Raw genomic sequence first — 20233 nt, forward strand, 5'->3', positions numbered from 1 at the left:
CACCAGTGCCGCCGTCGACGCTGCCCATAACGGTGCCGCCCCTACCGCCGGCACCGCCAGTATCACCGCCGCCGCCGCCGCCGCCGCCGGTCCCACCAACAACGTTACCGATAGACGTGCCGCCGCCACCATCGGGGCCGCCGCCACCACCGCCGCCACCAGGACCACTGCCACCGCCACCGCCACCGCCGGGGCCGCCGCCACCATCGCCGCCGCCACCGGCGATACCGCTCATCCGTCCGGAGATTCCAGGTTACATGCTCGTGCCCGGAATGGCGCAGCAGATGGGCATTGCCTCAGTCGGGACGTTCCACAAACGCTTTGGCGATCAGGGTCTGCTGAACAATTCCGGCAAGGTCGATGGCGCATGGATGCGCGTGTTCGGTTCGACCCATGAACAGCAATGGAATTCGTCGATCCCCAGCCTCAGCTATCAGCTTGCCCCCAAGATCGACGGCCAGATCTGGGGGCTGCAGACCGGCCTTGACCTGTTCGCCACCGACAACGCCGTGGGACAGAGTCGTGCTGGCATTTTCTATACCCACACCGAAGGAAGCGGGACCGTCTATGGCAATACGTTGGCAGCTTACGGTGTGCGCGACGGCAAGTTTTTGCTTCAGGGTGAGGGCATCGGAGGCTACTGGACCTTTGTCGGCGATGCCGGTTGGTATCTCGACGCCGTTACGAACTACACATGGCTTCGTGGCGGCGCTTCGTCGGATCGGAAAATAGGCGCAGCAATCGACGGCGGCGCCTTTGCGGCCTCGATTGAAGCGGGAATACCTCTCGCGATCACCAAAGGCTGGACTATCGAACCGCAGGGGCAGGTCATCGCGCAACGCATCAGTCCCGGCAGCACGAACGATCAATTCTCGAGGATCGACTACGGGAGCTTCAACGCGGTCACCGGCAGGCTGGGCGTGAGAATGGAGAACAACACCGTGATCTCCGGCATGCCCTGGCAGACCTTCGTCAGCGTCGATTTATGGCACAATTTTTCGAGCACGGCAGATGTGATATTCAACGACAGGAACGTCATCGCGTCGCTTGGCGGCAGCTCACTGGGAGTGCGCGGCGGCGCCTCGGTGAAAGTGACCTCAAATATCTCCGCATTCGGTGCGATCGAATATACAACCAACGTGGACGGTGAAATGCGGCGCGGCATCGGCGGCAATGCCGGATTCCGCTTTAAATGGTAGCTGTATGAAGGAATTGACCGCCTACGTCATCGATGGGCATGACGTTCAGATCAGGCCAGCCCCGGCCGAGCGGCGGTGGATGGACAGCAGCAATCGCCGCTTCGCATATCGCTGTTTACCGCTTGCCATCGCCAATACCCACGGCTGGGAAATCCTGTGTACCGCAGGCTTTACGGCAAGCTGGGACGGTCGCCAAAGCAAGGATGCAATCACGATCAAGGCGACTGCCCCGTATCCTCCTGTACAGGCGATCAGCCATTTCGGCGAGGGCGTGCTGACAATTCATGTGCCCTGCCTGTTTCAAACGGACTCAGGTGTCGATCTTTATCTGACTGGGCCGGTCAATCGCCCCAAAGATGGCATCGCAGCTCTCACGGGAATCATTGAAACCGATTGGTCACCTTACACCTTCACGATGAACTGGCTGTTCACGCGTCCGCATCACGAGGTTCGGTTCGAAGTCGGCGAACCGATCTGTCATCTGTTTCCGGTACGGCGCGGGCAGCTTGAAGATCTTTCACCTGCGGTTCGCAAGCTTTCCGAGCACCCTGAGCTTGAGCGCGAGCACCGCCTTTGGTCCGCAAGCCGCAGTTCGTTCAATGCGGACCTTAACGTGCCAGATTCCAAAGCTACTCAGGATCAGTGGCAAAAATCATATTTCCGCGGCGTTTCGCCGTCGGGACAGTCCGCGCCCGAAGGGCACCGAAGTCGATTGCGATTACGGCAATTCAAAACCGAGCCGTAAACAAAAATCGAAAAGGAGCGCCCATGCATTCGCCGAGCGGGAGCGACAGCGGAGGATGATCAGCCTTTGCGCGGTACGTCAGTGTCGCGATCAATATCATCGAGGACAGCCTCGATGCGCGCGAGATCGTGTTGCAGAGCGGAGCGCTGTAGCGAGGACAACCGCTTCTCTTTGAGGACGGCTCTCGCCTCGTCTGCGGAATGTGCCCATGCTGACCGGTGTCTGGCGGTGATGCAGGCGTTTGGACATCGTGTCGGTTGGCAAAGCATGGTCAACGGCGTCTTGCCGTTGACCGCGTTGGCTGCCTGCTTCAGGCATAGGGCGGTCCCGGGATCAAAGAAGCAATCGGCGAGCACGCCGACGTGCAATGTGCGCGCAAGACTGGCGAGCATCGTGCGAAGCCGCGCGCGATCTGCAATCATGACCGGGAGTGGACTGAGTTCTGCCGTAGCAGCATCAAGCGCCTTCGATATGCGTGGTGCCGCTGGTCCGGAAAGCGTCGAACCAATTTCCCGCTCATCGAAGTAAACCAGCAGGTCATCGAGTTGCCCAAGAGCACGCTGGTTCTCGACCTCGGCGCGGAAGCCGGACTTGCTGGAGCCGGCATAGCCCTCGAAAGCCGCGACGGAGGCATGCTTATACTGGATCATGCCGGCGATCGTACCGAAGGGACGGTTGGCGATATGCCATGCAATCGTTCGGCGAAATTGCCGTGTTGTGATGCGCCAAGGCTTGCCTTCGGAACTGTTGGGAATAACCGGCTCGTTGATCGTGCCGAACAGTTCATTGAGGTGATCGCGATAAAGATTGAGCTGGCGTACGATCTCGGCAGAGAGGTGATCCTTGCACACGGATTTAGCGGCCAGGACCGGCCAGAGTGTCGTGAGGCCGCGGGCCGATGCGGCCTGGAAAGACTCGACCGGAAGAAAGCGCCTGGTGAAGCCGGTCACCTCGATCAGCTTGCGGATCAATCCGCCAGGCGTGCCGAGGCCGCCATCACGAACGCGCAGGCGCTTCTGCTCGGCGCCACGCGCGCGACGCTTTATGTAGCTGATCTCGATCGTGCCGGGTCCGGGGTTCTGTAAACAGTCGATGGTCAGCGTCTTGCAGCATTCGATCTCGAGCCCTGTCTCCAATGACAGGAACGTCAGCAATGGCGGCAGATCGGATGCGAGCAAATGATGGCGGTTATGGACGTCCTCGGAAAAGCTGGAAACTGGCAGGCCACGTCGCAGGCGCATGAAGTACAGGCGTTTGAAGGCGATGTCCGAGTGATCGATCTTGCCTTCTGCGGCAATCCTGGCTTCAGTATCGGCGACCGCACGACGGAGATTGGAATCGCCGGCTTCGTCGAGCGAACGGCCGATGCGCCTGAATATTTTGCGGATATCGGCCCGAGCCGCGTCACGTAGCTGCCGAGCGACGAACGGACTATATGCGTCGCGGGGCCGCGATCGCCCAGCGGACTGTGCGCTCGTGTAGCTGAGGCGGTGGCGAAGCCTCTCATCGAGAAGATCGGGTTGATCTATATCGATCGAGCGTAGCGCAAGGACCGCCTTCGCAAGGACCGTATGCCGATGGATCGGCGTCATGCCGCCGGCCTCAAGGGAGGCTTCGAATCCGTCAATATCCTGCGCGCGAAGATCAGCCGGCTTCGTGGCATGAGAATGGGCTCTCAGGTATGCGAAAAACTTATGATATGCCGCAATGTGCTGCTTGATGGTGCAGCGCGCTCCCAACGCCCCGCCGAGTTCAGCCTGTCGGCGAACAGCGCCGGCAAAGGCTATCGCGAGTGCTCGCGGGCGCAGGTTGGTGAGATCGACCTCGACGATCCCGCCATAACGCACCTCAATGTTGAAGCGCAGTCCGAGCACCTGATCACCGGCATGAGCTGGAACAACACCAACCATCTGCGGGCGCAAAACGAACTGAAGTTCCCTTCCGCGGCCGGCCTCTCATAACGAGTGCTCCGAGGGAAGCAGCGCCAGTAACTCCTCGACGGCGGCGTCAACGGTATCGGCGCGCGAAGCGATGTGATCGAGATAGATGTAGGTCGTTGCAAGGCTGGCGTGGCCAAGCAGTCGTTGCACTTGCTGGAGTGGATCGCCGAGGATCTGCCGATATCCTTCGATCGGAGCGGGCAACGCTGCATCTCGAATCCGCTGCTGGATCAGCATCGCGAGCATATGCACGGCAAAGGTATGGCGGAGCTGGTGCGGCGTGATGTTGACGGAAAAGCCGAGAGACCTGCCCCGCTCGGATGCCCGAGCGAAGATCACCTCCCAGGAGTTCGGTTGAACCGGCAATCCGACTTCCGTGAGCCACAGCACGGCGGGCTCGCTCGGTGCGCCGTCGTCCTCGCAGACGATGATCCTGTTGCGCTCTTCGGGGCTCAGCAGATCAAGAACGACATCGCTCCCGTCAAGCAGTCGCAACCGGGAAGCTGACCGCTCCCTGTGAACGAAGATCGGGCGTTCGTACGAGCGCCAGCCGGAGCGTTGTCGGAACTTAGTGACGGCGTGAGCCCGTTCAACCGCGATGTAGGCCCGCGCTTGTTCAAGCAGTCGACCGGAAAGAAGAATCTGGCGACCACGATCACCCTTGGTCAGGGCGTCCGGCAGATCGAGCCATACCTGCCGAGCCGTCCGCCGATCGACGGCAGCGAGGTCGGATGCAAACAGAAAAGAGGCTTCTTCCAGCCGAAGGCCTGTCGTCACAACGAGGTCGGAAAACAACGCATTGCGAATGCCGTTGCGATCACGGGCTTCGGGTCTCGCTCCACCATCAGGCATAAGCCCTCTGAGGCCGACGTCCCGAAATACCCGGTAGTCATCGAGCGTGACAAAGCTGACATCCGCTCGACGTGCAGCCGGCTCATAGGCGTCATTGCGGGCTGTAATCTGCGCACGCTGGCAGCCGTGTCCTCGCCTCCAAACAGAGCGATGCGTGAACGGTGCTTCAGGGAGCAAGCCTTCGTGAACACCCCAGCGATAGAGGCGATCGAGACAGGCAACCGCCCGATTCCAGGACGCCGCGGAGATACGCTGGCCTCCCTCTGTCCGGCGACGAACGCGATGATAGGCAAGGACGTCGCGACGATCACCTTGCCATACGGACTTGCCGCAGGCTTCCGAAAGAAAGCGGACCCAGACCAGGACGTCATAGCCATACGCACGAAGGGAGTGCCGTGAGCGAATGCCATTGAGGGGAAGGTCGCGGAAGAAACGATCCAGATCAGGATCGTAGAGCGCTCCGTCCCGCAGGATCATGGGGACGTGTGCATCAAGGCCGTCAGCCGATCGGCGCTCTTGAATGGTGATGTTCGAAACCGGCGCTACATTGTCCACAAGTTGTTCAACCTTCCCCCGGACCCCATCCGGAGCCAGCGTCAACGAAAGAGTTCAACTTGCCCGGCGCTATCCAGGCCGGCCTCCGCCAGCTATGTGGGAGCGCTGCGGCCGGCCTGGATAACGCCTCCGTCAGTCGTGTTGCATCGACGCTAACAAGACAATGAGAGTCGGTGCAGACTGTCAAGATAACGCGACCAGCTCCTCGCGCGCGTAAGATTTGGAGCCGAACGACCCCGAAAGATCACGAGCAAGCCGGGAAACAGCTCCACTCCAATGCGACAATTCGTGGAACGCGGTCCGATGCCAGTTGATCGGCTCGAAATACGCCGCTGGGGGCGGGACCTGCACAAAATCGCCGGCCGTACTGTAGTAGGCGCGCGCCCCGCCAATGCGGAAGTCGGCGCCGGTTGCGGCGATCAGCGATTCCGCTTGCGGTTCGATCTGATCCGGTGGCGGCGGGACGACCGAGCCAGCGACGTCCTCGGGCAAGCCGTCACACTGATCTATGTTGAAAACGGTAAAGCGCTTGAGAAACGGGATCGTGCCCGGCTCCTCCCCGGTCTCTGCGGTACGTCGACGCTCGTGCTGGGGAATGAAGCGATCCGCGTAGACAACGGTCGTACCTCGCTCCCCCTTCCTGACATGGCCGCCGAGCCCGAGCGCCTGACGAAAGGTCAGCCAACTCTGGCTGGAAAAGCCGCACTCAATAACGGCACTCCACAAAATCAGCACGTTAATTCCCGAATAACCGCGCAGCGTCGAAGCATTGCGCGGCATGGCGAGGGGTGCCTTGATCGCCGCCGTTCCCCATGGCTGCACCCAAGGGATACGGCCGGCCTCCAGTTCTGCAATGATCTTATCGGTGATTTCGGTACAGATGTTCGCCCGGTCCTTGCCGGCGCGCGCGCAAGCGTTAGGGTTTGACATCGCGGGTCTCCGCGACGGGCACCGCGAGCCTCTCTCGCAGCTTGTAACCCGTCACGGAAAAACCAGCCTGCACTCTTACTCTCAGCCCCTTCGCAATATGCCTGAGGGCCGCAGGCCCGATCAGGCGTGCGCCAACGGCGCATCGCCTCAACGGAAAATGGCACCCGGAGAGCGTGAGCATAGCGACCCGAAGGGGCACGCGGGTCCGAGTGCAGCGACGAGACCGGTTCAATAGCGGCACCCGGGAACGGGGCAGTGATAGCGATCGCCGCAGGCGAGCCCCTTTCCCGAGTGCCCCCGGCGAGGAGCACCAAAGCTCTAGCGCGAGGGATCGAAGCCGCAAGGCCGAGACGCTGCGCGGCTCGGTTCACGAGAGCCCGGTGCGGCTCTGGCCGCACGCGCAAAGCCTAAGCGAACGTGATACAGGCAATGATACGAGAACCGCCCGGCATTTTCACAGGCGTCTCACGATTATGGAAGAGAGGCCTGTGGGCGGAGCGAAAGCGAAGACCACTCGCGCGACGCCGCGAAAGAGGCACCGCAGGAGAGTCAGCATAGACGCGCAGCGGCGGGACCCGGGACCGAGTGCAGTCGCGAGACCGGTTAAAAAGGCACCCGACCCGAAGGGCAGTGATAGCGACGCCGGCATGCAATGACGGCGGGCCCGAGGGCGAGTGCCTCCGGCAAGCGACTCAATGCGGATTCACGTCTCCTTGGTATCAATTTTGCTTTTGTGATACGGTCTCACTCGTGCGCATGTCGATGCACGGCGTGGGCAATTCACTGAGAACCAATTCTTACAGAGGACGACATGGCCAAGAAAGCGAAGAAGGCAAAGAAGACCACGAAGGCAGCTACCAAGAAGGTGGCAAAGAAGACTTCAAAGAAAAAGAAGTAGTCGTATCGGCTACTGATATTGCCGCCTCCGGGTCGCAACCGGATGAAAAGCGAGACCTTCCAAAGGATATGAAGCGTCCTTTGCAGCCGTTCGGTATCGCGGCACGCTAAGATAAGGCCGGACCTTTGTGCAGGTGGCTGCTGCATAAAGGTCCGGTTTTTCATTTCTGCCCCCGCGAGGGCGGGACCTGCCCGTACGCGAATCCGCAGGGCCAAGACGCTCCGGGGCCCGGTTTACGAGAGCGCGGTGGGCGACAGCCGCACGCGCGAAACGGATAAAACGTCTGAAATATTGGAAAACGGTTTCTTCAGCTCGTTCTCGCCTACCCGACCACCTGGCCGGCTGGAAAGATCGGCCTTTGAAGGACCACGTGATCCAACGATCCGGAATCCCAGTCGTGTGTTAGGGATGGGGAACGTCTGCGAGACTAAACGATTCGTCTCAGCGTGGGAGAACCTTTCAATGCTGATGACCAAGCAGAGACGGCCGGCGATCCGCACCCTGCGCGGTTGGGCGATCAACGTGCTGAACGAAGCCGGCGCCATCCGCGAGTGCGAGGAGCACGGTTGGATGCAGGACCGCGCCGATCCGCATGCCCGAGAGCGGGCCTTCGATATCGCCCATCGAGATCTGCCGGAAGGCGTATCCCGTGAGGCAGCGGAGGCCGCGGTTCGCGACGTGCTGGACTCGATCGGTGATACTTGCCCAGAATGCCCCGCTAGCGAGGATGGTCGGCGCTAGGCAAGACGCCAACCCGTGTCTCCTCAGCGGCCCAGCCGCTTCTCGACCCGCTTGCGGCTGTTGCCGACCTTCTTGACGGCCTTCTTCACGGCCGATGCCGAGCGACCGGTCTTCTTCGCTTCATACCTGACTTCGTAGTCCTGTCCCTTGGCCACCCGGCCACGATCCTGCTTGCGTCCTCGCGCGGTCTTCTTCTTCGCTGCGGCCATCTGCTCCTCCTCTGGGGAATGCTGATGAGGATGCAACGCCGCAAGGATTCGCGGGTTCCGCGCCCTGGCCCTGCCCGACGTTTCAGTGCCGTGGATGAATGATGGGCGCCCACCCGTCGAGCAGCAAGCCATCCCAGGCTATGACGCCCTCGTCCCATTTGGACGCGTGCTTGCGGTACAACGAAGCCCACCGAGGGCTCCATTCGATGATCTGGTCATTGAGGCCATCGTGAACGTGACACGGCGAATCCGGATCGAATGTGTCCATCGAGTTCATGCCGAATGTCCGGGATCGACGTCCTTCGGCGTCTTCTTCTCCCGCTGCGGCCTCATCTTCGCAGGGCTTTCCTTTCCGGGGACCCGCAAGGAGCGAGCTCTTCGCGCTGGATGTCATCCTCGGAGCGTTCGGGCTCCACGCCATTAATCAGCTTCTCCTGCTTCATTCCATCCGCGCCTTGTCTTTCAGGTCGCGGATCCTGGTTTCGGCTTCCTCCTTCGAGGTGACGATCTCGGATTCGTCAGGCACCCGTGCGATCGCGCTGAGCCTCTTGAGCTCGGCGAGTTGTTCCTTTGTGGGCTTTTCCATTTTCAATTCCTCGACCGCCTGCACGATGGCCTCGTCATCGAGCACGGCCAGCAGCTGGTTTATGGTCTGCTCGCAATCCCTGGGACCGGGCTCAACATACCGGGCCAGAATGCCCTGCGCCTCTGCGGACGGCTTTCGTAACACGATTTTCCGGATCCATGACCGGTACTCCACATACTCCCGGAAAACGCCCCTATGAGCGGCGCGTTCCTTTGCTCAGGCCCTTGAACGAACTGGCCCGCAGAAGACCTTCGGAGGTGATGTCGCGGTACTCGATGTCCGCATAGAACTTGGGTTCGACCCAGGTGGCCTTCGGCTTCCTGATGGCCCTGGTCAGCTTCTGCTTCGGGCTCACCACGGTATCGAGCGCCTTGCGGATCTGCGCCGAGGTGGTTCGATCCCACCCGGTACCGACCTTGCCCATGTAGATGAGATCCTTGCCTTCCCTCCTGCCCAGATACAGCGCGGCGACGCCGGAAGGATCCTTGATGAAGCCGACCACGGGAAATGTGCCCTTCTGAACGACCTTGATCTTCTGCCAGGCTTCGACGCGATCCGAGCGATATGGCGCATCCACGCGCTTGGAGACGATGCCTTCATAGTTCAGCTTGCCGGCCGCGACGAAGAGGGCTTGCCCGTCGCCTTCGTGGTGCTCGCTGAAGAAGATGGGATCCTCGATCTTGTGATCTTCGATCAGCTTCTTGAGCAGCTTCTTCCGTTCGATCTGCGGCTCCTTGCGCAGATCCTTGCCGTCGAGCCACAGCAGGTCGAACGCGAAGTAAATCAGGCGGTCCTGGTCGCCTCTGCCGAGGTCCGCCTGCAGCTCGGAAAAATTGGTGCGACCCTCATGGATGACGACGACTTCCCCGTCCACAATGGCCTGACCTTCGATGTCGAAAGCGGCGGCAATCCTTGAGAACCTGCTGATCCAGTTGTAGCCGTTGCGGGTGTAAGCGCGGCGATCGTCACCGTCGATCCGGAGTTGAATGCGGTAGCCGTCGTATTTGACCTCGTGAATCCATCGGGATCCCGAAGGTGCCTTCATCTTCAGGGTCGCCAACTGGGGCCCGATGAACACCGGCATCTGAGCTTCTGCCTCGTCGGGCCGAGGGGAAGCCTTTTTACGCTTTGCCACGCTACGCAACTCACAAAAAAACCGCCGTCGGGTTGGGGCCGGCGGCGGGCAGTCTACCTACCTTAATCAACGAGTCTCGCAACTTCGAAGGCGGCAAGGAGTCCAACCGCCCTGCTTCTCAGTCCTCGAGTTGCGCCAGGCCGCGATTGGCTCGAGGGGCACTCCGGTCATCTACAGAGCTCATCGAACCCTTGGCGATGGCCGGCGTTTACTGACATCATGTCAGATGCTTTCGACTATTTCCGAGCCTACGCTGTCCGAGCTCTTTGCAAGGCGAGATCGATGCCACGGGGCAGGATGAAGCATCTGCAACTGGTGGCGGGTCGGATCTACAATCTACTCAAGAAAGAGGCTGCCTACGGCCACAATATCCAGCATCTCGAGGACTTCCGCGCAGCTCAGAAGCTCGAGAGCTCTCTCGATGCGCGGCCAAGTGACAGGCCGAGCGGTCGCCTTGCTGCGGCGCCGTCGCAAAGCGTAGAGCGGGAGGCTCGCTGAATGCCTTCGCTCGAGGCTGGCGGCGTGGCAGGTCTCCTGCGGGAATACGCGCAGCGAACCGCGTTGCGCGGAGGCAATCCGTACCGCGCCAAGGCGTATTCTCGCGCCGCCGACAGTCTCGCCGCCCTCGCAATTCCGCTCCACGTCTTGATCGACGAAGATCGGCTCACGGAGATCCCCGGCGTGGGCAACGCGATCGCCGACATCATCACCAAGCTTCATAAGACAGGCACCCATCCGAGCCTCGAAAAGCTGCGGAAGGAGATTCCCGCCGGGGTGCTCGAGATGCTCGCTGTGCCGGGCCTTCGTCCAGAGAAAGTGGTGCGGCTCTACAAAGATCTGGGCATCGCCTCCCTTGGCGAACTAGAGGCGGCCGCCATGGAAGACCGCATCAAGAAGGCGAAAGGACTCGGCGCCGCGCTGCAGACCAAGATCCTGCAGAACCTGGCGATCGCGAAGAGCGGAGAAAGCCGCCTTCACCTACATCGCGCCGCCGCGCTGCTCGCGCACGCCAAGGACTCCATCCGCAAATCCCGCCCCGAGCTCAAGCGCGTGACAATCGCCGGCGACTTTCGCCGAGGCTGCGAGCTCGTCGGAGATCTCGCGATCGTTGCGGAAGCACCAAAGCCGGCGAAGACCTCGAAGGCGCCGGCGGCCGATGGATTACAAGTCCGCATCTCCGATCGCAAACACTTCGGCGCCGCGCTTCTCTTCGCCACCGGCTCAGCCGGCCACATCGAGCAACTTCAGGCGCTGGCCGCGGAGAGAGGATTTCGTTTGGAGGCGGACGGCTTGCACAAGGGGCGCAGCCGTATCGCCGGCGAAGAGACCGACATCTACCGCGCTCTTGGGCTGCCGTTCATCGAGCCGGAGCTTCGGGAGGGGCTCGGCGAGATCGAGCTTGCCCTGAAGGGCAAGCTGCCGAAGCTCGTCACCGATCAGGACCTTCGTGGAATCCTACACTGCCACACCGACGCCTCGGATGGGACCGAAGCCCTGGAGACTATGGCCAAGGCCACGCGTCAGCGCGGCTTCGAATATTTCGGCGTGGCCGACCATTCCAAGTCCGCCCACTACGCCGGCGGACTGTCGGTCGAGGAGATCACCGAGCAGCACCGGGAAGCCGATCGCTTGAACAAGCGCTTTGGCAAGGATTTCCGGATCCTTAAAGGCATCGAATCGGACATCCTGGCCGACGGTTCATTGGACTATCCGGATGACGTGCTTGAGCGCTTCGACTTCGTGGTCGCCAGCATCCACGGCCGATTCAAACTGGATCGCAAGGCGCAGACGCAGCGCCTGCTCCGCGCCATCGCCAATCCTCACACCACCATCATCGGCCACATGACCGGGCGGCAGCTCCAGCGCCGGCCGGGTTACGAAATCGACATCGAGAAGGTGCTTCTGGCCTGCGCCAAGCATGACGTCGTCGTCGAGATCAACGCACACCCATGGCGGCTCGACCTGGATTGGCGCTGGCACCAGGCGGCGCTGGAGTCCGGCTGCATGATGAGCATCAATCCGGACGCGCACTCGATTCCGGAACTCGACCACATGCACTGGGGTGTCGAGATGGCGCGCAAGGGCGGCGTGCCGGCGGACCGGGTGCTCAACGCGATGACGCTGCCGGAGATCACGCGCTACCTGCGCCAGAAGCGGCGCTCGCTCGCCCGGGCAGCCTGATGCCGCAGGCGCACCATCTCTTGCTCGATGGAAAGGTGGTGGCGGTCGCGGCCGATCGCGGGCACCACTTCAGCAAACGGGTCCAGGAGCGAATAGTCTTGGTGGCAGGCCGGGGCGTCGAGGGCGACGCGCACGCCGGCCCTTTCGTCCGGCATCGCTATCTGGCCCGCCGCAGACGCTGCCTGCCCAATCTCCGGCAGGTCCACCTGATCCCGTCCGAGCTGTTCGTGAACCTCGGCAAAGCTGGCTTCTCAATCGCAGCGGGAGACCTCGGTGAGAACATCACCACCGCCGGCCTGGATTTGGAGCGGATGCCCCTCGGCACCCTCATCGAACTGGGGCCCACGGCCATCGTCGAGCTGACCGGTCTCCGGACGCCCTGTGTCCTCATCGACCGCTTCCAGGCCGGCCTGAAACGGCAGGTGCTCTCGTCGGCGGAAACCGGCCCTCCATTCGAATCAGGGGTGCTCGGCGTGGTTCGGGCTGGCGGACCAGTTGCGGCGGGTGATGCCGCCCGGGCTCGCCTTCCGCCCTCCCCTGTTCGGGCCTTGCCACCTCTGTAGAAAGACCCGGCCATGGCCCGAAAATCGACCTTGCCTCGTCGCCTGCAGCCCATGCTGGCCACGCTGACGGATGTCCCATTCGACGATCCCAATTGGGTCTTTGAGGACAAGTTCGATGGTTTCCGCATGGTCGCCGAAATCCGCAGTGGTCGGGTCGCGCTCTACAGCCGCAACGGGAAAATCATCAGCAACTCTTACATCGAGGTTGCGAAAGCCCTTGAGGAGGTGAAGGGCGACGCCGTGATCGATGGCGAGCTCGTCGCGATCGGGAAGGACGGGGTATCCCATTTCCAGTTGCTTCAAAACGCGCTCCGCCACGAGGCCAAGCTTTTGTACTGTGCGTTCGACCTCATGTTCGCGGACGGCGAGGACCTGCGCGCGTTACCGCTCCTTGAACGCAAGAAGCGGCTCAATGCTATCTTGCCGCGCCACAAGCTGATCGCGTTCAGCAACCATCGTAAGGCTAAGGGAACGAAGTTCTTCGCAGAAGCCGAGCGCAGACATCTCGAAGGCATCATGGCCAAGCGTGCCGACAGCCCATACGCGTCCGGTTGCCGGACCGCCGACTGGCTGAAGGTGAAGACCGCGCAGCGCCAGGAGGTGGTGATCGCCGGCTTCACGGCGCCGAGGCGAACCCGTCCCTTCTTCGGCGCGCTCGTGCTGGCGGTGCGCGAAGACAATGCATGGCGGTACATCGGACACGTCGGCACCGGCTTCAGCCATCAGGTTCTCGAAGAGCTTCACGGCAAGCTCATGAGGCTCAAGACGGACAAGTCACCCTTCCCTGCGAAGGTAAAGGATGAGGGAGTCACGACCTGGGTGCGCCCTTCGCTGGTCGCCGAGGTGAAATTCGCGGAGTGGACCGCTAAGGGCGAGCTGCGCCAGCCGGTCTATCTCGGCCTGCGGTCCGACAAGAAGGCCATGGATGTCGTTCGCGAAAAGAGTTGGTCCCGGAAACAACGCTGAGACGCAGCGTACGACCTGATGTGGATCAAACTGCTTCGCGCTCGGATGCAGAGGGCCATGGCGGCAGCGGCGCTAACCCGAGAGCCTTGCGTACAGGTCCAAACGACTTCCGGTGGGCTGCGCATGCGCCAAGCCGAGCAAGCGCATCGTAATGAGCCGGCACAGGGTAACCCTTGTGATCCGCAAATCCGTAGCCGGGGTGACGCGCGTCGAGCGCTCGCATGACAGTGTCGCGCTCCACTTTCGCGAGGATGGAGGCGGCTGCGATGCTGGCGGACTTGGCGTCGCCCTTAATGATGGCCTGCTGAGGGATGTCGATTTCCTTCAACCGCTTCGCATCGATCAGCAAGTGCTGCGGCGTCAAGCCCAGCCCCCGGACGGCACGCTGCATAGCCTGGATGCCTGCCCAATAAATGTTGATCGCGTCGATCTCCTCGACGTCAACGAACGCCACGCACCAACTCTCTGCCTTTTCCTTGACCTCTTTCGCGAGCTCTTCGCGGGCTGCGGCGTCGACTTTCTTGGAGTCGTCAATTCCGATGATCCGCGTGCCGGGCTTCAGGATCACGGCGCCAGCGGAGACCGGCCCGGCGAGTGGGCTCATTCCGGCCTCGTCCACGCCTGCCACGGCATGATGGCCGCTATCCCAGAGAGAAGTCTCGAACCGGAGCATCTTGCGGAGGCGCTGCCCTTCGGACCTGTTTTCGAAGCGCCGTTTATCGATCGAGGCCAGGATGGCACGGACTCCCGCGCGGGCGTCGGCCCGCAAGATCTGCTCCACGCTGGCCTCGAGCGGTCTTTTCTCGATGACGTAGCGCTGACGCAATACATCGAGTGAATATTGAGACATAGCGGCCTTCGTTAAGACTGATTGCGGGAAGCGTCTCGGTGAACTTTGTGGCGATTGTCTGAAGTTACGCCATGCCGCCCTCACCGACGACGCAGCTGACGAAGGAACCAGGGCCGGCTCTCGGAAGTCCCGATTCTGACGGCCGCCGCCAATCGAGCCTCAGAACGGAACCAACTGGTGTCTTCATCCCTTTACAACTAGCGGAGCTTCGATCCCAGCGGTGCTTCCGAGGGACAGGCCCATGCTCCGACAGACCAGCGACGAAGAACAGGTTCTGGACCGCACCGCCGAGGTGGCGGCCACCATCGCGGAGGAAGGGCTTCGGTACGTCAGCGACTCCGCTCCCGGCTACACGCGCAAGCGGACCGGAACCACCTTCAGCTATTACGACAAAGACGGAAAGCGCATCACCGACGCAGCCCTCATCCGGCGAATCAAGTCCATCGGCATCCCGCCGGCCCACGAATCTGTGTGGATCTGCCCCTCGCACAATGGCCATATCCAGGCGACCGGGCTCGATGCGCGCGGCCGCAAGCAGTACCGCTACCACCCGAAATGGCGCGAGCTGCGCGACCAGAACAAGTATGAGCATATCATCCAGTTCGCGGCCGCGCTGCCCACACTTCGCGAGCGGGTCGCCGCCGACATGAAGCGGGACGGACTGCCCCGCGAGAAGGTGCTGGCCACGATCGTCAGTCTTCTGGAGAAGACATTGATCAGGGTCGGCAACGCCGAGTATGCCGAGAAAAACAAATCCTATGGGCTCACCACCATGCGCCGCAAGCACGTCGCTGTCGGCCGCGGCGTCCTTCGGTTCGACTTCACGGGCAAGTCGGGCAAGCAGTGGAAGCTTCGCGTCGAGGACAAGCGGATAACTGCGATCGTGAAGCGCTGCGCTGAGATCCCAGGACACGAGCTCTTCAAGTACCTTGACGACGACGGGGAGCCCCGCACGGTGGATTCCGGCGACGTCAACGCGTACATCAAGGACATCACGGGGGAAGACTTCAGCGCCAAGGATTTTCGGACTTGGGCGGGCACGGTTCTGGCGGCGTTGGCGCTGGCGGAATTCAAGAAGTATGACAGCCAGGCCGAGGCGAAGCGCAACGTCGTCGCCGCAATCGAGAGCGTCTCGAGGCAACTCGGCAACACGCCAGCGATCTGCCGCAAGTGCTACGTGCACCCGGAGGTTCTGAACGCCTACATGTCCGGTGACCTCGTGAAGATGATCGAAGCCAAGATCGCGCAGAAGTTCAAGCGCCAGTATGCCAACCTCAGTTCCGACGAGATCATGGTGCTGGCATTTCTCCGCAAGCGTCTCGATGCTCTGAAGGTCTCCGCCTAGACCCGAGTGCCAGTTTCCTGAAACCTCGTCCTCATCGAGGCGTCCGGGCACGCGCTCAAACAATCGGTGCTCTCGTCGGTGGAAACGGGCGCTTCGTCGCGCGTCTTCTGCTTGCGACCTCCCTTTCGTGCTGCCAACACCGTAGAAGGCCCGTGCACAAGCGCCGTCCAATAGCGGACGCAGAGCACGCTCTTAAGTCGGATTTACCTAGCCGAACGAGGTAACGGCGGAACGCATGGGGCTGGTGCGGTCGTGACAGGCGAGACTAATGAAGCCGGCGTGCCAAGCTGAAAGGGTCTCTGTGATCTCGTTCTTAGTTCAGGAGGCGTTGGCTCTCGCCCGTTCACGCGCCTCGCGGCGACGCTCGCGGCGTTCGCGCCGCCGCTTGGCGCGATCTGCGGGCTGCCGCAGCGGAGGAATAGGCGCCGGCGAGGTCGCGCTCGTGTCCTCAGTTGGAGGCGCCTGGGGCGTTTCCAAGGCCGTCGGCTGCGCTTCCATCAGTTCGAGCACTTCCCGCCCTTTCGACGTGATCTTCCATCCTCCGCTGATGCGTTCGACCAATCCCTGTGAAAAAATGTCGAGGCCGGGCACCTTGGCCGCCAGTCGCTTCGTCCGGTCCGCCCAGTCACGGCCACTCGTCGCTAGTATGGCCATATCCCTCTTCAGGTCCTCCATCACGGCAAAGCCATCGGGGTACGCCACCAGGATCTTCAGGACTGTGACCTGGAAGTTCATGCCGGCCTCGCGATCAGCGCCACATTGTGGGCGCGCGCGCCAGAGCGTCACGGCCAACCTGCCTAAGGCCTTCGGGAGAAATCTCGCCTCTTGTGGCTGCCTCGAGGATCTTCGAGGCGACATGCGCACGTGCTCCGGTCTCGCTGCGCGAGACACTCTCGCAAACTTCATCGAGAACCGCGCGCAAAAGCGCGGTGGTTGCCGTGTCAAACATAAGCTGCCCCCAAAGGGAAAATCCAATCGTAGCGCGGTTTCGCCGGCTTGGGGATTCAGACATGTTAATCTTTTGGGAATGGTGCATTGCACCCAGCCTCGCTCCGCCCAATCTTCTCCAAGCCGAAGCCCCAAAGAGATTGGTCAGGCCGAAGGCTATGCCGTCCGGAGGCTCTCCCTAGAAGCCGACCTATTCAGTTGGTGCTTTAAGCTCGCACGAGCGAAGCCAGTGGCTCATGTGCGAGGCTGTCTCAGTCTGCCGGGCATGCGACCTTGATTCAGTCTCGTGGTCGGCGCCTTTCCGGCGTCGCGTAAAGGCCGCTATGACCGGATAACGAAATGACCTCCGCGTGAGCTCGTCGAGAGGGGGGGGGGTGCCTTCTGCCAGGCCTGCCACGGATGACGAAGTCGTGCCCTCCGTCCCCGGAACGCCTAAGCCGACTTTCGCTGCGGCTTTGCCGCCGGCTTCTTCGCCGCGGTCTCCTTCGCCGGCTTCTTGCCTGCGATCGGCATCAGCATTTCCTTTTGCCCGGCCGCCGCCTTGCGTGGCTGTTTCCCCGCCTTCCTGGGCATTTCTGTTGCGGCCGCTTCCTCTCTTCCGATGCTCTTGCGCAGCGCATCCATCAGGTCCACGACGTTCTCACCTCGAGGACGTGCTTTCGACGTGATCGGTTTGCCAGCGCGCTTCTGATTGATGAGATCGATCAGGGCGGTTTCGTACTGGTCTTCGAACTTGTCTGGTTCGAAATGGCCCGACTTCTGATTGACAATGTGCTTGGCGAGATCAAGCATGTCCTTGGTAACTTTGACATCCTGGATGTCCTCAAAATATTCATCCGCTGAACGCACCTCGTAGGGGTATCGCAGCAGCGTGCCCATTAATCCCTTATCGAGAGGCTCCAGCGCGATGATATGTTCGCGATTGGTCAACACCACGCGGCCGATTGCGACCTTGTTCATCTCGCGGATGGTTTCCCGAATGACGGCGAAGGCATCGTGCCCGACTTTACCGTCCGGACGCAGGTAGTAGGGCCGAATGAGATATCGCGGATCGATCTCGTTGCGGTCGACGAACTCGTCGATTTCGATGGTTCGCGTCGATTCCAGCGCGACGTTCTCAAGCTCCTCCTTGGTCACCTCGATGAAGGTATCGGTATCGACCTTGTAGCCCTTGACGATGTCCTCGTTGTCGACCTCCTCGCCGGTGTCGGCGTCGACCTTCGCGTACTTGATCCGATGCCCAGTCTTTCGATTCAGCTGGTTGAACGAGACCTTTTCGGAGTCCGACGTGGCCGGATAGAGCGCAACCGGACAGGTAACGAGGGAAAGACGCAGGAAGCCTTTCCAGTTGGCGCGGGGGGCCATCGTGAGGAACTCCATTACTGATGCCGGATTTAAGACGAGCCAACTGGCTTGGTTCCGACATCGCGGCCCGTTCCATAGGAGGATTTTTCTCAGCAGCTGCCCTAGTCGGACTCGACATTTGTTCTTGTTATGTTCTAATTCGGGCATGACCGACCGACCCGCGAGCTGGCGCATGCCGACCCCGAAGCAGATGGAAAAGCTGGCCGCCGAAGCCGCCCGTAGGCCGAGCGCTTCCACTGCGGCTCCAGAGGCGCAGCTTTCAGCCGAATACTGGGAATCGGTCCTCAAAGACCCTCGCGCTGGCACGACCGAGGCCCAAATGCGGCAGCGGCGTCTCTCCGAAGTTCAGCGTCACGCGCTGCGCGTCTCCTGCCGCCGCTGCGAGCGGACCGTGGAAATCCAGACCGCCGATGCTGTCCGATTCTATGGCGCTAACGCGCTCTGGAAGGACGTCGCGCAGCGGCTGCTCGACAACACCTGCCAGCAGCGGACCGGCAGGCATGAAGAAGATGGGTGCTGGCCAGCGTTCGAGACGCCGTAGTCGCTCTGGATTTGCCGTTCCGATCTCGTTGCCTGGATGCCCGGATGGCTCCGAAGTATCACCCTACGCCCCTGTCGGGCGGCGATCGCAAGGCTCTGGCAAAAGAGCTCAGCAAGGCGCGCGCGATGGCTAACATCCTAGCTACCCAGTCGGCGGAGATGCGGGCCAAAGGCGAGGCGATGATCCAGCAAGCCGATAGGCTGCTTTGCGAAAGCTGGAACGAGCGGATGTGGAGTGACGGCGAACCGATCGATCCGTCGCCGACCATCGACCAGGCCGTGAACGGAGGCTTCCCCTGGCTGGAGATCAGGTGCGCGCGCTGCAAGACGCCGAGCGACGTGGACCTCGCGGCGATGAAGCACCCTCCGACGACCTTCGTACACGATCTCGCCGGCCGGCTGCGCTGCCGCAAATGCGCCAAGGCGGGCCGGCGACCATCCGCGACTCTGCTACAGTTGACGTGGCAACCGCGCCATCCTCGAAACGAATCTTGACCGATGTGCTGGTGTGGACGGCCTCTCATCCCCACGGTTCTATGGCGCTCCGGCGTCATAGCTAGATGAGAGGAAAGTCTGATGAATCTTCCCATTCGTATCGGTATGGATACTTCCAAGTCGGTCTTCCAGCTTCACGGTGTTGACGAGAACGAGGCGGTAGTTGTCCGGCGGCAGTTTCGGCGAGCCGAGATGATCCGCTACTTCGAGCGCCTTCCGCCGGTCCTCGTCGCCATCGAGTCCTGCGGCAGTTCGCATCACTGGGCGCGCCTGCTGCAGTCGTTTGGTCATGAAGTGAAGCTGATCCCGCCCCAATATGTGAAGGCTTACGTAAAGCGCGGCAAGAACGACGCGGCCGATGCCGAGGCGCTGTGCGAGGCGGTCACCCGGCCGAGTATGCGGTTTGTACCGGTGAAGTCAAAAGAACGGCAAGCGGCCTGCATGTTGATGACCGTGCGGGAACGCCTGGTCAGCGTGAAGTCGCAGCTTTCTAATGCCTTCAGGAGTTATGCGGCTGAGTTTGGCATCGTTGGCCCCGCCGGTCGGCAGAACGTCACGGCACTTATCAAGCGGGTGCTCGAGGATGACAACTTACCGGAAATGGCGCGGGATCTCTTCCGCCTTCAGGCGGAGGAGTATGCCGCGGTCGAAGCCCGCCTGGCAAAGATCGAAGCCAAGCTGATGAAGTGGCATCGTGAGGATGATGTCAGCAGGCGGATCGCGACGATTCCCGGCGTCGGTCCGATTGGGTCGTCCATGCTAAGCATGAAGGCGCCCCCGCCGGAGACGTTCAGATCAGGCCGCGACTTCGCGGCTTGGCTCGGACTGACACCCAAGGATCACTCAACTGGCGGCCGGCAACGATATGGGGGTATCACAAAGGCCGGAGATTCAATGCTCCGATCGACGTTGATTGTCGGCGCGACCGCGCTGCTGAGGCACATTCGAAAGGGCCGTCATAAGCCGACACCCTGGCTCACTTCACTGCTGGAGCGAAAGCCGCCGAAGTTAGTCGCGGTGGCCTTAGCCAACAAGTTCGCCCGTATCGCCTGGCGCTTGATGATATCGGGTGGCGTGTACAACCGGCCGGTAGCCACCATGCCCATCTGATCTGAACTCGGTGTACCGGTCGAGATTGCTCGCCGGATAACCCACGAACTTGCAGGACGCAGTAGATGGAAGGACCGATC

Annotated in this window: 23 protein-coding genes and 1 pseudogene; 13 read left to right on the plus strand and 11 right to left on the minus strand. The window is 61.4% G+C overall.

All coding sequences use genetic code 11. The features are described 5' to 3' along the window. Positions 1-207, minus strand: a 207-nt coding sequence (locus H1B27_RS40520) for a hypothetical protein (RefSeq protein ID WP_246515966.1), incomplete at its 3' end; no start/stop codon positions are given. On the opposite strand from H1B27_RS40520, the gene H1B27_RS36520 reads away from it, so the two are divergent. Both H1B27_RS36520 and H1B27_RS36525 read left to right on the plus strand, forming a co-directional pair. After that, positions 117-1199, plus strand: coding sequence for an autotransporter outer membrane beta-barrel domain-containing protein (locus H1B27_RS36520; protein WP_197969372.1), 1083 nt, complete (start codon positions 117-119; stop codon positions 1197-1199). The two genes, H1B27_RS40520 and H1B27_RS36520, sit on opposite strands and share 91 nt — an antisense overlap. A 4-nt stretch (positions 1200-1203) precedes the next feature. Further along, complete coding sequence (locus H1B27_RS36525) at positions 1204-1944, plus strand: DUF6065 family protein (RefSeq protein ID WP_197969373.1); 741 nt, start codon at positions 1204-1206, stop codon at positions 1942-1944. 59 nt (positions 1945-2003) lie between these two features. Here H1B27_RS36525 and H1B27_RS40525 read toward each other — a convergent pair whose 3' ends face one another. Beyond that, positions 2004-3536 (minus strand): hypothetical protein, encoded by a 1533-nt coding sequence (locus H1B27_RS40525; protein ID WP_246515956.1) that lies wholly within the window; start codon positions 3534-3536, stop codon positions 2004-2006. Between H1B27_RS40525 and H1B27_RS40530 the strand changes: the two genes are divergently transcribed. Beyond that, the gene (locus H1B27_RS40530) at positions 3522-3905 is read left to right on the plus strand and encodes a hypothetical protein (RefSeq protein WP_246515958.1); all 384 of its coding nucleotides are present in this window, start codon (positions 3522-3524) and stop codon (positions 3903-3905) included. The genes H1B27_RS40525 and H1B27_RS40530 overlap by 15 nt on opposite strands. Here the strand turns inward: H1B27_RS40530 and H1B27_RS36540 are convergent. Both H1B27_RS36540 and H1B27_RS36545 read right to left on the minus strand, forming a co-directional pair. After that, a complete protein-coding gene (locus H1B27_RS36540) occupies positions 3900-5213 on the minus strand; it encodes a tyrosine-type recombinase/integrase (protein WP_197969400.1) in 1314 nt (437 codons plus the stop codon). The genes H1B27_RS40530 and H1B27_RS36540 overlap by 6 nt on opposite strands. Before the next feature lie 270 nt (positions 5214-5483). After that, positions 5484-6221 (minus strand): annotated as a pseudogene (locus H1B27_RS36545) (ArdC family protein); the annotation flags it as partial. A gap of 771 nt (positions 6222-6992) precedes the next feature. Here H1B27_RS36545 and H1B27_RS36550 point away from each other — a divergent pair. Together H1B27_RS36550 and H1B27_RS36555 are read left to right on the plus strand one after the other, a co-directional pair. Continuing rightward, on the plus strand, positions 6993-7229 hold the full coding sequence (locus tag H1B27_RS36550) for a hypothetical protein (protein ID WP_197969375.1): 237 nt from the start codon (positions 6993-6995) through the stop codon (positions 7227-7229). Between the two features lie 352 nt (positions 7230-7581). Further along, positions 7582-7860, plus strand: a complete 279-nt coding sequence (locus tag H1B27_RS36555; protein ID WP_197969376.1) for a hypothetical protein — start codon at positions 7582-7584, stop codon at positions 7858-7860. A 23-nt stretch (positions 7861-7883) separates the two neighbouring features. Here H1B27_RS36555 and H1B27_RS36560 read toward each other — a convergent pair whose 3' ends face one another. From H1B27_RS36560 to ligD (H1B27_RS36570), 3 genes are all read right to left on the minus strand, one after another. Beyond that, positions 7884-8069 carry a DUF3606 domain-containing protein gene (locus H1B27_RS36560; RefSeq protein ID WP_197969377.1) on the minus strand — a complete coding sequence of 62 codons (186 nt, stop codon included), beginning with the start codon at positions 8067-8069 and terminating at the stop codon, positions 7884-7886. Positions 8070-8508: 439 nt separating this feature from the next. After that, complete coding sequence (locus H1B27_RS36565; RefSeq protein WP_197969378.1) at positions 8509-8799, minus strand: hypothetical protein; 291 nt, start codon at positions 8797-8799, stop codon at positions 8509-8511. 49 nt (positions 8800-8848) lie between these two features. Then, complete coding sequence (gene ligD, locus H1B27_RS36570; RefSeq protein WP_197969379.1) at positions 8849-9739, minus strand: non-homologous end-joining DNA ligase; 891 nt, start codon at positions 9737-9739, stop codon at positions 8849-8851. Between the two features lie 348 nt (positions 9740-10087). On the opposite strand from ligD (H1B27_RS36570), the gene H1B27_RS36575 reads away from it, so the two are divergent. From H1B27_RS36575 to ligD (H1B27_RS36590), 4 genes are read left to right on the plus strand one after another with little or no spacing between them, the layout of a single operon-like run. After that, complete coding sequence (locus tag H1B27_RS36575; protein WP_246515960.1) at positions 10088-10288, plus strand: hypothetical protein; 201 nt, start codon at positions 10088-10090, stop codon at positions 10286-10288. After that, positions 10289-11971 (plus strand): DNA polymerase/3'-5' exonuclease PolX, encoded by a 1683-nt coding sequence (locus H1B27_RS36580; RefSeq protein ID WP_197969381.1) that lies wholly within the window; start codon positions 10289-10291, stop codon positions 11969-11971. Then, a complete protein-coding gene (locus H1B27_RS36585; protein WP_197969382.1) occupies positions 11971-12534 on the plus strand; it encodes an MOSC domain-containing protein in 564 nt (187 codons plus the stop codon). The genes H1B27_RS36580 and H1B27_RS36585 overlap by 1 nt, the downstream gene beginning before the upstream one ends. A 12-nt stretch (positions 12535-12546) precedes the next feature. Further along, positions 12547-13500 (plus strand): non-homologous end-joining DNA ligase, encoded by a 954-nt coding sequence (gene ligD / locus H1B27_RS36590; RefSeq protein ID WP_197969383.1) that lies wholly within the window; start codon positions 12547-12549, stop codon positions 13498-13500. 25 nt (positions 13501-13525) lie between these two features. Here the strand turns inward: ligD (H1B27_RS36590) and rnhB are convergent, their stop codons facing one another. Beyond that, on the minus strand, positions 13526-14350 hold the full coding sequence (rnhB, locus tag H1B27_RS36595; protein WP_197969384.1) for a ribonuclease HII: 825 nt from the start codon (positions 14348-14350) through the stop codon (positions 13526-13528). A gap of 241 nt (positions 14351-14591) precedes the next feature. On the opposite strand from rnhB, the gene H1B27_RS36600 reads away from it, so the two are divergent. Then, on the plus strand, positions 14592-15695 hold the full coding sequence (locus tag H1B27_RS36600) for a DNA topoisomerase IB (protein WP_197969385.1): 1104 nt from the start codon (positions 14592-14594) through the stop codon (positions 15693-15695). Between the two features lie 318 nt (positions 15696-16013). Here H1B27_RS36600 and H1B27_RS36605 read toward each other — a convergent pair whose 3' ends face one another. The 3 genes from H1B27_RS36605 to ku form a co-directional block, all read right to left on the minus strand. Next, positions 16014-16430, minus strand: coding sequence for a hypothetical protein (locus H1B27_RS36605; RefSeq protein WP_197969386.1), 417 nt, complete (start codon positions 16428-16430; stop codon positions 16014-16016). Positions 16431-16443: 13 nt separating this feature from the next. Then, positions 16444-16644 (minus strand): hypothetical protein, encoded by a 201-nt coding sequence (locus H1B27_RS40535; protein ID WP_246515962.1) that lies wholly within the window; start codon positions 16642-16644, stop codon positions 16444-16446. A gap of 431 nt (positions 16645-17075) precedes the next feature. Further along, positions 17076-18008 (minus strand): non-homologous end joining protein Ku, encoded by a 933-nt coding sequence (gene ku / locus H1B27_RS36610; RefSeq protein ID WP_197969387.1) that lies wholly within the window; start codon positions 18006-18008, stop codon positions 17076-17078. Positions 18009-18153: 145 nt separating this feature from the next. On the opposite strand from ku, the gene H1B27_RS36615 reads away from it, so the two are divergent. The 3 genes from H1B27_RS36615 to H1B27_RS36625 all read left to right on the plus strand — a co-directional run bounded on the left by H1B27_RS36615 (position 18154) and on the right by H1B27_RS36625 (position 20153). Next, positions 18154-18549 (plus strand): hypothetical protein, encoded by a 396-nt coding sequence (locus tag H1B27_RS36615; protein ID WP_197969388.1) that lies wholly within the window; start codon positions 18154-18156, stop codon positions 18547-18549. Positions 18550-18593: 44 nt separating this feature from the next. After that, positions 18594-19043 carry a hypothetical protein gene (locus tag H1B27_RS36620; RefSeq protein ID WP_197969401.1) on the plus strand — a complete coding sequence of 150 codons (450 nt, stop codon included), beginning with the start codon at positions 18594-18596 and terminating at the stop codon, positions 19041-19043. Positions 19044-19124: 81 nt separating this feature from the next. Further along, complete coding sequence (locus H1B27_RS36625; RefSeq protein ID WP_197969389.1) at positions 19125-20153, plus strand: IS110 family RNA-guided transposase; 1029 nt, start codon at positions 19125-19127, stop codon at positions 20151-20153. Positions 20154-20233 lie beyond the last annotated feature (80 nt).

This window comes from Bradyrhizobium diversitatis (assembly GCF_016031635.1).
Classification (GTDB): Bacteria; Pseudomonadota; Alphaproteobacteria; order Rhizobiales; family Xanthobacteraceae; genus Bradyrhizobium; species Bradyrhizobium diversitatis.

Excerpts from the sequence above, each read along its gene's own strand:
- H1B27_RS36525 (WP_197969373.1), top strand. The coding sequence starts at position 1,204 with ATGAAGGAATTGACCGCCTACGTCATCGATGGGCATGACGTTCAGATC.
- H1B27_RS40530 (WP_246515958.1), top strand. The coding sequence starts at position 3,522 with ATGGATCGGCGTCATGCCGCCGGCCTCAAGGGAGGCTTCGAATCCGTC.
- H1B27_RS40525 (WP_246515956.1), bottom strand. The coding sequence starts at position 3,536 with ATGACGCCGATCCATCGGCATACGGTCCTTGCGAAGGCGGTCCTTGCG.
- H1B27_RS36540 (WP_197969400.1), bottom strand. The coding sequence starts at position 5,213 with ATGATCCTGCGGGACGGAGCGCTCTACGATCCTGATCTGGATCGTTTC.
- H1B27_RS36555 (WP_197969376.1), top strand. The coding sequence starts at position 7,582 with ATGCTGATGACCAAGCAGAGACGGCCGGCGATCCGCACCCTGCGCGGT.
- H1B27_RS36560 (WP_197969377.1), bottom strand. The coding sequence starts at position 8,069 with ATGGCCGCAGCGAAGAAGAAGACCGCGCGAGGACGCAAGCAGGATCGT.
- ligD (WP_197969379.1), bottom strand. The coding sequence starts at position 9,739 with ATGCCGGTGTTCATCGGGCCCCAGTTGGCGACCCTGAAGATGAAGGCA.
- H1B27_RS36575 (WP_246515960.1), top strand. The coding sequence starts at position 10,088 with ATGAAGCATCTGCAACTGGTGGCGGGTCGGATCTACAATCTACTCAAG.
- H1B27_RS36580 (WP_197969381.1), top strand. The coding sequence starts at position 10,289 with ATGCCTTCGCTCGAGGCTGGCGGCGTGGCAGGTCTCCTGCGGGAATAC.
- H1B27_RS36585 (WP_197969382.1), top strand. The coding sequence starts at position 11,971 with ATGCCGCAGGCGCACCATCTCTTGCTCGATGGAAAGGTGGTGGCGGTC.
- ligD (WP_197969383.1), top strand. The coding sequence starts at position 12,547 with ATGGCCCGAAAATCGACCTTGCCTCGTCGCCTGCAGCCCATGCTGGCC.
- rnhB (WP_197969384.1), bottom strand. The coding sequence starts at position 14,350 with ATGTCTCAATATTCACTCGATGTATTGCGTCAGCGCTACGTCATCGAG.
- H1B27_RS36600 (WP_197969385.1), top strand. The coding sequence starts at position 14,592 with ATGCTCCGACAGACCAGCGACGAAGAACAGGTTCTGGACCGCACCGCC.
- H1B27_RS36605 (WP_197969386.1), bottom strand. The coding sequence starts at position 16,430 with ATGAACTTCCAGGTCACAGTCCTGAAGATCCTGGTGGCGTACCCCGAT.
- H1B27_RS40535 (WP_246515962.1), bottom strand. The coding sequence starts at position 16,644 with ATGTTTGACACGGCAACCACCGCGCTTTTGCGCGCGGTTCTCGATGAA.
- ku (WP_197969387.1), bottom strand. The coding sequence starts at position 18,008 with ATGGCCCCCCGCGCCAACTGGAAAGGCTTCCTGCGTCTTTCCCTCGTT.
- H1B27_RS36615 (WP_197969388.1), top strand. The coding sequence starts at position 18,154 with ATGACCGACCGACCCGCGAGCTGGCGCATGCCGACCCCGAAGCAGATG.
- H1B27_RS36620 (WP_197969401.1), top strand. The coding sequence starts at position 18,594 with ATGGCTCCGAAGTATCACCCTACGCCCCTGTCGGGCGGCGATCGCAAG.
- H1B27_RS36625 (WP_197969389.1), top strand. The coding sequence starts at position 19,125 with ATGAATCTTCCCATTCGTATCGGTATGGATACTTCCAAGTCGGTCTTC.